At 50.6% G+C, this 13485-nt stretch carries 8 protein-coding genes; 1 reads left to right on the forward strand and 7 read right to left on the reverse strand.

What is annotated here, in order from left to right; genetic code table 11:
• Window positions 1–7: 7 nt before the first annotated feature.
• The 5 genes from A9G06_RS03875 to dpdE are packed head-to-tail and all read right to left on the reverse strand — an operon-like array spanning window position 8 to window position 10523.
• Complete coding sequence (locus A9G06_RS03875; RefSeq protein WP_069554333.1) at window positions 8–808, reverse strand: hypothetical protein; 801 nt, start codon at window positions 806–808, stop codon at window positions 8–10.
• Window positions 805–3903, reverse strand: coding sequence for a protein DpdH (dpdH, locus tag A9G06_RS03880; RefSeq protein WP_069554334.1), 3099 nt, complete (start codon window positions 3901–3903; stop codon window positions 805–807). Before dpdH ends, A9G06_RS03875 begins: the two co-directional genes overlap by 4 nt.
• Window positions 3903–4811 carry a protein DpdG gene (gene dpdG / locus A9G06_RS03885; RefSeq protein ID WP_069554335.1) on the reverse strand — a complete coding sequence of 303 codons (909 nt, stop codon included), beginning with the start codon at window positions 4809–4811 and terminating at the stop codon, window positions 3903–3905. Before dpdG ends, dpdH begins: the two co-directional genes overlap by 1 nt.
• Window positions 4795–7350: a protein DpdF gene (gene dpdF, locus A9G06_RS03890; RefSeq protein WP_069554336.1), complete on the reverse strand. Its 2556-nt coding sequence runs from the start codon at window positions 7348–7350 to the stop codon at window positions 4795–4797. The genes dpdG and dpdF overlap by 17 nt, the downstream gene beginning before the upstream one ends.
• Entirely contained in the window at window positions 7347–10523 is a 3177-nt protein-coding gene (dpdE, locus tag A9G06_RS03895) for a protein DpdE (protein ID WP_069554337.1), read from the reverse strand. The genes dpdF and dpdE overlap by 4 nt, the downstream gene beginning before the upstream one ends.
• 377 nt (window positions 10524–10900) lie before the next feature.
• Between dpdE and A9G06_RS03900 the strand changes: the two genes are divergently transcribed.
• On the forward strand, window positions 10901–11818 hold the full coding sequence (locus tag A9G06_RS03900) for a WYL domain-containing protein (RefSeq protein ID WP_069554338.1): 918 nt from the start codon (window positions 10901–10903) through the stop codon (window positions 11816–11818).
• A 69-nt stretch (window positions 11819–11887) separates the two neighbouring features.
• Here A9G06_RS03900 and A9G06_RS03905 read toward each other — a convergent pair whose 3' ends face one another.
• Together A9G06_RS03905 and A9G06_RS21335 are read right to left on the reverse strand one after the other, a co-directional pair.
• Window positions 11888–12538 (reverse strand): hypothetical protein, encoded by a 651-nt coding sequence (locus A9G06_RS03905; RefSeq protein WP_069554339.1) that lies wholly within the window; start codon window positions 12536–12538, stop codon window positions 11888–11890.
• Window positions 12539–12548: 10 nt separating this feature from the next.
• On the reverse strand, window positions 12549–13229 hold the full coding sequence (locus A9G06_RS21335; RefSeq protein WP_083243725.1) for an inovirus Gp2 family protein: 681 nt from the start codon (window positions 13227–13229) through the stop codon (window positions 12549–12551).
• Window positions 13230–13485: the final 256 nt, after the last annotated feature.

Genomic DNA, 13485 nt, shown 5'->3' on the forward strand with positions numbered 1-13485 from the left:
CAGGTCCTTACAATCGTTTAATACGATAGCGTGTCGGGTCGTCTTCGTTAGCCAACCAGGTGAGCACATTAGGCGTAAGCAGATCGAGCGTGGCACCTTGTCCAGCAACTGCTCTGAGAAAAAGATTGACCTCTTCCGGCAGGTCTAGTTTGAGCAATTCCCGCTGTTCGCAGAGTTGCTCATGCAACTCGACCACCGCTTCAAATTCGTCAGTGGTTTTTGGCAGTCGACGGCTAGTGCTCGTGAACCGAACGACAAGGTCACTGTAGCGCTGTTGTTCTCTTTGCTGTCCTTCCTGATGTGCTAGGTTGCTGAAAAGCTTCTGGTCCACTTCCCACTGAGCTCTTAACATACGGATATAGTTTTGCCACGCAGTGCTGGTGTGCTCATCTAGTTTGCCGGCTAAGTGTTCAATTTCCATGGCAAGAAGAGCAGTCTCTTTGACTTGAGCAACATCGTGTTTATACGTCGCATACTGCTGGCGAAAAGCCGCCAGCAAAGCCTGAGGACAACCGAATGTTACGCGGTCAAACAGACCAACAATAGGTTCACCACTTGCACTATCACGGACCTGCCGCAGCAGCAGGTAGCTAGTGAGGATCTGCGCTAGTTTTTTAGTCGGGCCATCAATTTTTTGAGCAATTTTCAGTAGGCTATCGCGTATATCCTGAGCTTTTTCCAATTGCTGATGACGCTCAAGACGCGCTTTAAAAGAACTGCTTCGTTGCACAAAAACGCTGCTTTCTTCCTGTGCGCTGGAGTCGGAGGTCACAGGGATAACCTCGTCATTAATGACAACTTCACTCATGATAAGTCCTTCTCCAACAGCGTTAATTGTTCAGTCAGGTTTGCTAAGGTGAGTTCAATCTGTGCTTCTGCTTCCTCAATTAGGTCACCTCCCTTGTCACTGATACGCTGCCGCACATACTTATCTGTTGCGTCTTCAAACTTGCTCCATGCCTCCAGTAACTCTTGAAATGCCTCGTACTGCTTACCATTGATCCCGAGGAGTTCTTTCATCAGCAGTTGTGGGTTATCAGCAGGTAACGTCAATTTAGCTAATTGCCTGATCAAGCTTTTCAACTCCTGATCTTTCCAGCAATGCAACAACTTCAACAGTTCAGGTACAGTTTCACCCACCGGGCGGGCTACATCTGCGCTATTAGCCAGTTCAACGATTTCTTTCATCGTGTCGCAGTAGTTCACTGTAGCCAAACTGGTGCTGTTGTCATCGCTTAGACGTTCAGTGATACCAGTCTGGATTTTCAGCAACATGTTGCGGTAACTAGGCAGCCTATTTTTGACTTCATGGATTTTGCTCGGCTGTGCTCCAGAGTTAAGTGACTGTTCTTTGACTGCCTCCAGCAGCATTAATCCGTTAATGGCATATGGTTGGGCACCCAATTTTTTCGCCGCGGTAAGCGTGATCAAGCGCTCACGCAATTTTAGGTGTTCATCAATCACGATGTCTCGCGCTTGGGTTAAGTACCCATCAAGTAGCGGATGACTATTGTCTTCGGCCTGAGGATCCGTTAACAGTGCCTGTACCAGCGTGGTCGAGATTGGGGACGATAATCCAGCCAGCCCAAGGAATGCACCACTCAACTGCAGGTCTTTGACAATATGGGGAAGTTCATCGCGCTCTTCCTGCAACACCTTCCCTTTTACTTCCGGCTCAATGCGATCCATAAAACTGTGGAGGGCGGCGTAGTCGATCTCACTACCATCGAAGTCCCAACCCTTGTAGTGATTGAAGCGTGCCATCGCCAGACATGCGCTGTACAGTTCAGGTGTGGCTTCGAGCGTGACCAATGGATTACTTTGGTTACCCACCAGCACGCCTGGTAAGTGGATCCTTCCCTGAGTTCTTGTGTCAGCCTTAAGTGAGACCTGTATTAGTTCGCTCGACCAGTCAATTCTCGCAATCAATGCTTCAAGAAGCCATTTACGAATCTCACGCGCCTTGTCTTGCTCGAGCTTGTAACCTTGGTTCCATTTTTCCAGCACGGCTTTCCATTCCTGAATCGCAGGCGATTCACTAGATTCCAGCAGTGGTGGTGTTAGCACACCACCTGACTGTGGCTGTGGCGTTGGTACACCACCTGACTGTGGCCGTGGCGTTGGTACACTACCAGTCTGTGGCGACGACAGAGTGCCAAGAAGTTCAGTCGCCTGTGGCAGACCAAACTCCTCACTGATGGCGGGTGCCAGACCAGCCAGGTTGGCACTATTACCACCCCAGACAGCCAACAATGATTTGACCCGTTCGGGCTGGTTAATACCGGCAAGAAGTACCCGCTGCTGCAGTTCCTGACTGCAGATAATCCCTTCATATCCTGGCGGAGGGAACTGCCCGTCTAAATAGCTCTGACGATACGTTTTCAGCGGTTCCCGCAGGATAGCGTTCAAAATATTGCGCGGGACAAAAACTAACCCATGTTCTTTGGTATTACAGTGACGTTCTACCAATTGCCCAATAGATGTCGGGCTAAAGGGAAACAGCGGGTGGCCGGAGGTGCTGTAGCCGAAACTAGCCAACGCAGGCGCGGCAGTCTCGCTTTCCAGCACTTCCTGATCCTGCCATACCGGGATCTTCTGATCGCGTTGCGCGTACTGCTGCCGGTGATAATTTTCCAGCGCAACTGCACCGTGGCGGGCGGCGTTGAGATAGCGGCCGCAGAAGTCGACAATGCGTTTTTTCAGCGCGGCATCGCTTTCACTCGCGTGCTGCTGCGGGATCACCCATTCATAGCGGGCACGTGTACCCAGCGTATTACGGTGACGCTTAAAACTATCGTGCCCCTCGGTCACGGCAATAATAGAGTGCAGGGTACAAAGCACCTTTTGGCCCTCGTAATCCTCCTCTTCCAGCAGGCAGTCGATCAGCACGTCTTCTATTGCCGAGGTGGCGGCTAAATCCTCCACTAACAGGATCAGGCTTCGGCCCTCTAACAGCAATTGTTGGCGGATCATACGCATCAGCTCCTGGAAACTAGCCCGGTTAAAGCTGAACAGTTCGCCGAAAGTGTCTGCCAACGCGGTATTGATAACTTCGTTGACCACTCTAGCCGCCGCTTGCTGATTCTCAATATTGGTAAGCAACTGCTGCTGAACAAGATAGTTGCCCACTACAGGGGCAATCTGCGCTAATTGCAGTCCGTTGAAGGTGAAGTCCCTCGCTGACATCTCATAGCGCAAGTTGGCAATGCTGTCATCGTCAGCCCCATGGCAGAAGCGCAGCGCGATATTGTGCAAACAAGCACCAGGCGCGGTGAAATACGGAGTCATCGCGTGTTCAAAAAAAAGTGCTGGCAGTCGGGTTGGTGCTGCGTGTTTTTGGATCTCTCTCAGTTGCTTTATTCTGCTTTCGTCCAGTTGAATTTGGCCCATCTGCGCCTGCTGCAATTCTTCTCTAGCAACATTGCAAGCTGCGACCAGTGCCTGGCGCAGTTTGAGTGCAATATGTTCGGCCACATTTTGGGGGATTAACTGTTGCCCGACCCCATTTACCTGCTCTCGGATACTCTGGTACTGCTCACCACGGAGGTCTTCCAAAATGGTAGTCAGCACGCGCGGCAGCGACGCATTTTTCGGGATGCGGATGATGTGGTATTGAGCGTGATCCCCGCGGCGTTTGAGTTGCGCATGCACCCAGCGCACCAAATGGGACTTCCCCACGCCGGAGGCACCTATCAGCGGCAGTGGTCGATTGTGCTTAAGTAGAAAGTCCAGCAGATCACCTTCACCTACCTGTGTTGCCTGACCGCTGTGAAACTCTACTCGGTCGAGGCGCATGGGCTCATGCACAGCAAGAAGGTGGCTATCGGCCAGCGATTCGGCTTCGGTTAGGATGCAAGCGTTGACATTTTCTTCGCTGGGCCAGTAACTCTGTAGTTGTGGCATCAGTGAGTTCCCGCATTAGTTAAAGTCAGATGAGTCACGGTACGCAGCACGCTGCCGTTCCTGCCGGTTAACTGCATTGCGCCGCTGGCGTCAGACTCTGCTTTCATGTTGATTATTCCGGAAAGCTGGAGCCGCAAAAGTGCGCGAGATAGGGAAGTGGAAAGGCGGTTAGCGTTGAGCGGTTGCCAACCATACTGGCTGATGCGCTTCTCGATTTGCTGACGATAACTGCCTCCGTCCAACACCGGCAGAGCATGATTCAGGCGATGAAGCGCTTCACGGATAGACAATTGTTCATCGGGATGCATCAAGAACGGTAGTTCTTCACGTATAGCATTGGTGGGGTCGATAGTATAACTGTCACGGGTGATTTGCTGGGCATAACCCAGCCAACTTAGATAGCCGGAAACAATTGGAACTTCGTTAGTTTTATTGAGTCGGAAATCAGGTAGAAACTCATTTACCAGCACTTCCAGATTGCGGGTGCTAATATTGGCATTATTGTAAACATCCAGTGCCAGCAGCAGTGTCGCTAAAAGTGTGAGGTCAACTGCGCGTTCATTGCGTGAACTCAGGTCTCGGTTATTCTCTGCAGCCAGTAAGCAGCGACGGGCTGCTTGGCGCAGCGGCATATTTTGAGTGCTAAAATAGTCCACATTGAGGCGGATTTGAGTTTTATCGTCTACTTTTTCTTCCGTCAATAACCCCAAATCCAGCCACGCTTTTAATTCCTGCTCAGCTTTACCGCGTGCATTCTCTGAATCGCCTGTTTGCAACGTAGTCGGTGCACAGAGCGCCATCAGTTTATCACGCTGAAGCGTATTTTTTGAGCTCCCTTTTAACACCTGATAAAACGCGACCAGTACGGCATACTGGCTACCGCCGTGAGCATTATTGATAATTGACACGCTCTAGTTTCCTTTCAAGTTGTTCGATGGTGATCCAATTGTGATGATCGAGGTGAACATAGTGCGCCCCGCTGGGATGGTAGGGATCGGGCATATCATGCGGGATAATCGTCAGTTGCAGCAGTGCTGTGCTAAACGACGGCAGATAGCCACGGGCGCAAGATTCTTGAGTAGGAAGTACCAATTCAGCCAGTTCTCCCATCACATCGTTATCCAGTGCGTGCTCGTCACGTGCTGACAATTCATCGCTCAAAAGGAGTAGGCGTTCACCACGAGGAATGGCATTGAACACGCTATGCAACAACTCACTTTCCGCCCAGACGCGCTGTACAATCCCGGCTCTATGCAACTGTACCAGCAATGTCGCGACGCGTTGATACCAGTCATCACGAGCCCACTCGTCGTTGTTAACCGGCCGGTAGGTGATAAAGCAACTGGAGTAGGGTAGGCCGCTGAGCGACTGCCAGCGGCCTAACGCATGTTGTGCCACCGACGCTGGCGGGTTCAGCAATAGCGGAGGCGGAATCAGGTAGCCACTACTAAACGACTGATTATTGCGACATGAAGGGCAACCGCCACAGGCGTGACCAGGAATAAATTCAGCCAAAGAGTAGAGTTCTACCAGCGTCTCGCACAGCGGTTTGCACAGCGGTGCGTTCAGCCAGTTGATCAACGCATTATGGTTAGCCCTTGCCGCCTCCAGAGTCTCTTTACGGGAGGGGATAATGCGAGTTTTCCAAAGTTCTTCCCCTGTGTGGTTACCGATCAGTATGCGCACAACCAGTGAGTTCGAGTTCTGTAGGATGATTTGCTCTTTTGCAGCTTCGTATTGGTTAACATCTGCATAATCGTTTTTGTCAGGTGGGTTTTGCAGATCGGCATCCAATTCCAGTACTCCTGCACGCACCATCATCAGTACTGTGCGCAGGTTCCACAGCCTATTTTTTTTACTGCGAAAATTAAGACGGTCATGAATCCTATCAATATCAATACGATACAGGTTACCACCCAAAGGCTCGGCCCGTTCCCACAGCTTTTTCCAGCGTTTCAAACCCAACCCAAGGTTAATGAGACTTTGTGCGGACAACTGTTTTGCCTGGCTAACGTCCTGAGGTTCATAAATCAGCAGTGAGGTGCAGGCATAACCATCGCGCCCACCACGTCCAACTTCCTGGTAAAAGCGGTCCATATTTTCAGGGACGGTGGCGTGGATCACTGTACGTACGTCGTTTTTGTCCATACCCACACCGAATGCAGAGGTGGCAATCATTATATCCAGTTGATTTTCAACCCATTTTTTCAGCAAGCTCTGACGTTCGTTTTCCGGTGTATTGCCGGTAAATGTTGCCAAACGCTGATATCCCTGTGCTCTCAGATCTTGTGCCCACGCCTCTGCTTCTTCCGGCCGTGTCACATAGAGGATCAATGGACGCGGCGCATGGGCCAGCGACTGCAGCACCTTATCACGCTTGTCGCTGAGGTCCGCAGCCCGGTAGCACCAATAGGACGGCTCCGGACGAAGATGATTTGAATAAATCTCAATCAATTGTTGGTCGAAGGTGTCGCGCAGAATTTTACGACTGGCCTCGGTGATGGTGGCGCTCATTAACAGCGTGGAGCACGGTGGGTGACGCGCTGCACTGCTGATGCGTTTCAGACCACGAATCAACCCACCGAGTTGCTGAAAGTGCGGGCGAAAGTCATTTCCCCAACTGGCAACAATATGCGCCTCGTCGACGATTATATGGCGTAATCCCCCCTGCTTCGCTGCTTCAAACAAGGCGAACTGCAATGAACTACAGGCCGCTTCAGGAGAGGTAACGATCAACCGCTGCTCACCCCCTCGGATACGTAGGTACGTATCATATTTGTCCTGCGCAGTTAACCCACTGTACCAAGCGGTAACCGATTCTGCTCTGCCACCAGTTTCAGTCAGCAACTTGCTAAAGCGGTTGGCCAGTTCCATCACCAACGCCGTAGTCGGTGCAATCAATAGGCACAGTGCCCCCTGTGGGGGAGCCTTCATGGTCAGTGCCTGCGCTACCAGAGTTTTTCCTGTGCCTGTGGGCAAACTCACTAATAACGTACTGCCCGGCGGGGCGTATAGAGCCTGGCGTACCGCATCGCGCTGGCCCGGAGTCTGGTAGTAATCAAGTCTGAACAGCGGGCGTAGGATATGATCCATTGGTACTCGCATATCCTGACGGCATAGTCGCTGTTGGTCGCTGGAGAGAAAAGGAGTGCTACTAAGTCCCAACCACTGCGGACACCAGATAGGACCAGCCCTGAGCAAAAAAGTATGGTTCAACCGCCGACAGTGAATACCACTTGCTTCCCACTCCTCTTGGCCTGGCCAACCAAGGTGGCTTTCATCCGGGACGATTAGTTCATATTCTCGGTGGTGGGCATATTTTTCCCGACATAACCAATCACGGATCAGCGCCCGGCGGTCAAGTCTACCTTTGGTAGTTTCAGACAGTAAAAACTCTTTTATTGCCACTGAAAAACCTGGAATATCAACAATTTGATTTACATTCATTCGTGTGACAGAGCCTTGTGCAATATGTCTTCCGACGCAACAATTAACGCGCGTGTCGCTAGGCAGGTCATTTTCGACTGATCTATACCCTGGCGTAAAATCTGCCCGGTCTCCTCCTGGTCTGCTCGGTTCAATGCTGCGCTACTCAAATACTGTTCCAGACGACTCAAACTGAGAGCCTGTTGCGTAGCAAACTGTTCCATCGCAAGTCGCTGGGCAATGCTGTAGCTATCGTTACACCATGTGCGCCACTCTTTGGCGCTGAAACAGTGGGAAATCTGCGCCCAGCGCTGCTCATTCAGGTTAAGGTGACGTCCGCCGTGCTTTTTTGGCGAATAGGGCTCATTCAATATCGCCAACACATCGGCGTCAGTGATCTGCTTACCGGCCTGGTTCAGCCAGAGGGATATGGTTTCAGGCGGCATCAGATGGTCAGCCAGGCGTTGCTGCGCCGGGGTGTTGACGTTGGCCTCAATCAGAAAATCGTAGCGGAAAAATATTTTCTGCTCATCGCCCATGCCGGGAGTGATGCGCAGAACTGCACTGGCAATACCGCGCTCTTCAAATGCCAGCAACCGCAAAATGGCATCATGGAAAGGTTCGCCAAGGCGCGCTGGACGAACTGTTCCCCGAGTTGTATCTGAACGGTTGTAACTCAGTGGCCAAGTCATAGGCGAGGTTCCGCCGGATTTGTTGAGATCAAAGCCCAGCAGACAGTGTTTTAGTAACCGTTGCGAACTGACTAAGGTGCCGGTAGCACGGTCTCCGGGGTTGAAGCGATAGCGGAATGCCTCCGGGATTTCTTCATCGGGGATAAAATCGAAGCGCAACACGTTACGTATAAGATTTCGCGCACAGTGGCGGAATTCCACTTCATGCTCATCAACTTCCGCTACCGCATCGGCGTACTCTCTAGCCTCGATGATATCGCTATCGATTTGCAACAGGATTTCTTGCATTTCGATTCGCTGTTTCTCCACAGCCAAGCGACCATCTTTACCTGCCAGACGCGTGCTGAGTTGCAACATGCTCTCTTCACCCAGCGGGTAAAGATTTGCGCTAAGCCACTGTAACTCCTCATCAACCAAGTATTGCAGGCTGGCTATCGATTCCTCAAAAATGTCGAAAACCTCGTTAAGGATGTTAAGCCACTGGTTTTGCAGATCTTCGGCTTCACTCACCAGTGCCATGCTGAGAATAGGGGTCGCATTCTCATTCGCACAGTAACGATTCAATCGTCCAAGGCGCTGTTCCATACGGTTAGGAGACAGTAACAAGTCGTAATGCAGCGCAATTTTGCGTCCACCGTGAAGATTGACACCTTCTTCAGCCCGACGATCACACACCAGGATCTGGCATTCGCCTCTCCCAAAACGCACTTCTTGATCGGGGTTATGACGCTGGACTTTGCCAATAAACGGCATCATCAAGTCGGTAAATACTTGATCGGCTACCCATGGTTGGTCACAGAACACCACAATATAGGGACGTTCTTTAGCGTTACTTTCCAGAAGTGTTTTCAATACTTCAATTAAGCGCTGGCGCTTACTGTCACGCTCAATTTTGCAGCGGTCTATTAATTCAAGCAGGATATCCTCCTCGCCATCAAAAAGTGGATGCTGCAAAAGCGCGAGTTGTGATTCGCTGTAGAGGAAACCCTGCACAGAACTTAGCGGTTGCTGCTGTAAGCGACAGGTCGCGAGTCGGGCCAGCAGTTCTGGCGTAGCAATAGCGGCGTTAAAAAGTAACTGATAAATTGCGGCCAGCGTCGAATCCTGTGGGTGCATCATTACTGCCGATTCACGCCAAGCGATCATCATGTCGTTGCTGGCATTCACCGTAGTGTATTTTTTTAGCGACAGGCCAGACAAACCAGGCATCAAGACGCGGATACCAGGGTTGCTGCGGCGGTTTCGCAATAGTCGATGGTGTAGACGGTAACGGTTACCAATGTAGTGCCGAATTTTATTGATCAGCAAATCTCGCGTTTCAGTCCGCTCCTGTTGCATTTTGACTAAATGAGGAAGCAACTGCGTAGCCAATCCACTAAGTATCTCATCCTCAGGAAACAACCTGGTCAACGCTTCCAGGTTATCTTCCAGCGTCAGATCGTCGTTATCACAACTGAACGCATAGAACAGTGAGCCTATCTCTTCACGCTGCTGGATACGCAACTGAAATTTCTGCAAGCCAGCGTCAGTCAGCGGGTAATTTTTTGCATCCAACAAATGCAACATGGCGAGAAAATTTTTTTCATTGCCGGTCACGGGCGTCGCCGACAGTAAAAGCAGTTTTTCACTTTGCTGCGCCAGTTGGTTCACGCTGGCGTACTGTGACTCATGCTCTGCATCCCATGCCCAGGCACCGACTTGGTGAGCTTCATCAATCACCAGCATATCGGGGCGGAACTGTAGTGGAGTATCCGCACTGAAGGTAGCAGCATCAATAACATGGATAGACTTATTTAATAGTTCTTTCAGGTGAAAACGCTCTGAAAGCTCCTGCTGCCACTGCCGGTGTAGAGCCTTTGGCGCCACTATTACCACACAGTGGGTGAACTGATTCTCCATGACGTGTTGGCGTAAGATCAATCCCGCTTCGATGGTTTTCCCGAGACCGACTTCATCCGCAAGCAGATAGCGCTGGATAGGATCAGATAATACCCTACGTGCCACAGCCAACTGGTAAGGTTCAAGTTCAATACTTGACGACAGCGCAGAGGAGAGCCCGGCACAGGCGTTACGTTGTTTCAGCATGTGATGCTGAAAAGCTAGGCGGGCATCCTGCCATATTGGGGTATAGGTAATGCGCTCAGCTAATAGGGCGGCTGCATCACTGATGGGACAATCCCAGCGAACAAAGATGTCATTTAAGCTGACGTCCTCCTGTCGGTTATTAGGAAAATGCAGACGTACACCATCAGGGACAGCACCAATAACACGAGCGATCTGCCAATGAGCAAGTCCATAGTCATAGCGGTAAACCAGGCTTTCCGCATAGAGTTTTGCATTTTCAAGATGTTCTTTTTCGACAGTCAGTTCTATACCCGCATAACTTACTGGGGAGTCAAAATACTGAATATGCGCATAATCATGATCAACTCGAATTAGCCTACCAACACCATGAGGCGAGCTAACAAGAGCGCCTACCTCTAAGGGAATACATCTATCCATATATCTTTACCACCAGCGACCAAGACTGCATGTTTATGCGAAAAGAGTGAGTATCTCTCAGCTATTGATTAAGATGATAATGTTTTAGGGCGCATTTGGTCCTGATAACAATCAATAAAATTAATCATTTAATAACTTGTTAGTCAGCATCAAAAAATGGGGGGAATGCCTCCGATTTGTTTAGTGCCGTATAAAATGGCTTCATCAGGTTAACGAAGGCCAACAGAGCATCGACGACCTGTTAGATGCACCTCCGTTGCAGCGCATACTGGTACACCGACCTCCCCTCTTCACCACACTGTGATTAACTCAGTATATGTCGCCTGTATACTCATGCCGATACTGGTTACATACACATGTCGCATTTTGGAGCACATATGACCCCCAAAGAGCTCACTTGGGATCAGACCCTGCGCTTTCGCCTGCTAGAGATCGTGTTGCAATGGGAAGGACGACTGACCACCAATCACCTAATGACAGCCTTCAATATCGGCCGCCAGCAAGCATCACGGGATATCAATCACTACCTGACCTACTACTCACCAGAAGGGTTGATCTATGACCGAAGCCTGAAGGGATACAAGCCCACCGAGCAATTTATGCCGCGATTTAGTGAAGGAAAAGTAGATGAGTACCTGATGCTGTTACATCGTGAAAAACAGCACCAACGCCAACATGAAGCAGGGCTGTTGACCCTGCCGCTGATGGATTTGCGCTACGGCCATATCGAGATCTTGGATGTACCCAACCGTCATATCGACCCCAAGATTGTGCGGGGTCTGGTGCAAGCAGCTCGCGGTCAGTTGCGGGTCGATGTCGATTACGTATCCCTCAGCTCAGAAGAGCAGAGCGGCCGCAATATCGTGCCCCACACCCTGGTCTATGACGGGATCCGCTGGCACGTGCGCGCTTACTGCGAGAAGAAAAGGGTGTATCTGGATTTTGTGATGAGCCGGTTTCGTGGGGAACCTGAGCTACTTGATCCCTCTCCTCACGGCCGAGATCAGGATCTTGAGTGGAACACTCAAGTCACTGCGGTGGTCATACCCAATCCAACCCTCAGCGCAGGACAACAGGCCATCATTGCCAGTGACTATGCCATGCCAGATGGCAAACTGCTGCTCAACCAGCGCATCCCTTTGATGCATTACGCGCTGGAGCGCATGCAAGTGAGCTATAACGGCGATCATGAACAGCATCCGCTGCTCTACCCGCTGGTGCTGGCAAACCGGGACGAGTTGGTAGCCAAGGGCTGCATATTCAAGCTCCGAAGCCCGGATTTGCGCGAGAGTTAAGGGCTTTATGATGTCCAAATAAAAACGTGAATGAATGAGGGAGCCTTGGCTCCCTCCTGCAACAAGGACTTAAAAATAGCCCGCCTCCTGCTTTTTGATGTGACGACCGCAGAAATACTCCGCCTGTGCAGCGTTATCACCGTATAGCCGGTGGCCACTCATTAGCCATTCAAATACAGTTAAGGCAGTGTCCTCTTGGTCGATGCAGTGGTACGCCACACGCCCCAAACCTGGCTCCATAGGAAGCCGTTCTACTTCTTTGCAGAAACGAAAGCGCCGCAAGATACACTCACGCCAGTATTCTGCCACTCGATAGGCAAACCACTCAGGCCTTGTCGCTTGCTTACAGTCACTGAATAAGAAGACCATGCGCACCAACGTCATGTCGTGAGAGCGACTCACACGGCAGACAACACACTCCAAGTCATTAAATAAAACTTGAGTTTTGGAGTCACACACCAACCAAGTGGACATCCACTCTGTCGCAGTGCAAACATCATTAAAATGCCGGGCACCGAAATAGATTTCCAAACTAAAAGCATAACGCGTCGATACTGGGTCAGTTGCCTCCCACCACAATAGCTGCAGAATATCCTTCGTCAGGACTGGCTTTAGATCATAATGCGCTAAACCGCCGCATACAGTAGGCATATGGATATACTGCTCAAACTCTGGCTGTACCTTTTCTCCTACTACTTCACTCTTGTTAATTTCCGTCATCTTACTCTCCTTAGTGTGAAAAAGGTTGACTACTACCAAAATTACGCTGACCGGGAACCTTTGTTCTGGTCTTAGCTAGATACGCTGCTCGCAATAAAAACTCGCGATACGCTGGGGAATGTACCGTCGCAGCACGTCGGTCAAATACGTACGCAGGGTTCTTCGGAAAATGCACTAAAGACGCATAGTCCGGGTAGGCAAGCCCAAGGGCACTACACCAAGCACGCTGTATTCTAAGGGACATGTTGTCGGTAACAGCGTTGCGGTAGGCCCCCAAGTACGCATAGACGTCTTTATTAAAGAGCAGCACCACGTGGTAATGTGGGCTCGCACTAGAGTCCTGCTCACGCACCCAAATATACGCAGGGAAGGCTGTCGGTCCTCGTCTGCCTTTACGGTAGTGGTCCGCCACTAATTGGCTTTTAAGTGCACCAAAGAAACGTGTAATTACCGCTGAGTCCTGCCGAGGAAAACACAGTGGTATATCAGGCTCCTCCGGCCAATTAGCTTGTGGTAAACGCAAGTCCACACGCACGGCAAACACACGGGGATATATATCCAAGCAGTTTGCAATGACCTGTGACAACTTGGTTAAGTAATAGGGTAAAATACTCCCATAACGCTGCTCAGCTGCAGCAAGCAGGTTATGGAGTTCCCCTTGGCTAAGCTGGTAGCCCAACGATGAATTCATTTCGCCTCCTTTCGGCAGGCATGGTTAGTCCCATGCCGATTTAATGCATGTAGATTTTGTGGGTGGTCAGGAGTGGCCGTGCAAGTCCACTCATCCATTAAGTGGATGATGTAATTTATTACAGTAGGACATCAGTGCAGAGGGTATGTAGCCCTAGCGGACATACCCATTGAGTCTGACCTGAATAATGATGCGTAGACTGTACAGCCACTTAGTGTGGCTAATGTTCCCGTGTAGGGCGGCTGGTATAGAAGAA

The organism is Aeromonas sp. DNP9, assembly GCF_001728955.1.
Taxonomy (GTDB): domain Bacteria; phylum Pseudomonadota; class Gammaproteobacteria; order Enterobacterales; family Aeromonadaceae; genus Aeromonas; species Aeromonas veronii.

Bases quoted from the DNA above. Each gene is read 5' to 3' on its own strand.
- A9G06_RS03905 (WP_069554339.1), bottom strand. From the start codon at position 12,538: ATGACGGAAATTAACAAGAGTGAAGTAGTAGGAGAAAAGGTACAGCCA.
- A9G06_RS21335 (WP_083243725.1), bottom strand. From the start codon at position 13,229: ATGAATTCATCGTTGGGCTACCAGCTTAGCCAAGGGGAACTCCATAAC.
- dpdH (WP_069554334.1), bottom strand. From the start codon at position 3,903: ATGCCACAACTACAGAGTTACTGGCCCAGCGAAGAAAATGTCAACGCT.
- dpdF (WP_069554336.1), bottom strand. From the start codon at position 7,350: ATGAATGTAAATCAAATTGTTGATATTCCAGGTTTTTCAGTGGCAATA.
- A9G06_RS03900 (WP_069554338.1), top strand. From the start codon at position 10,901: ATGACCCCCAAAGAGCTCACTTGGGATCAGACCCTGCGCTTTCGCCTG.
- A9G06_RS03875 (WP_069554333.1), bottom strand. From the start codon at position 808: ATGAGTGAAGTTGTCATTAATGACGAGGTTATCCCTGTGACCTCCGAC.
- dpdE (WP_069554337.1), bottom strand. From the start codon at position 10,523: ATGGATAGATGTATTCCCTTAGAGGTAGGCGCTCTTGTTAGCTCGCCT.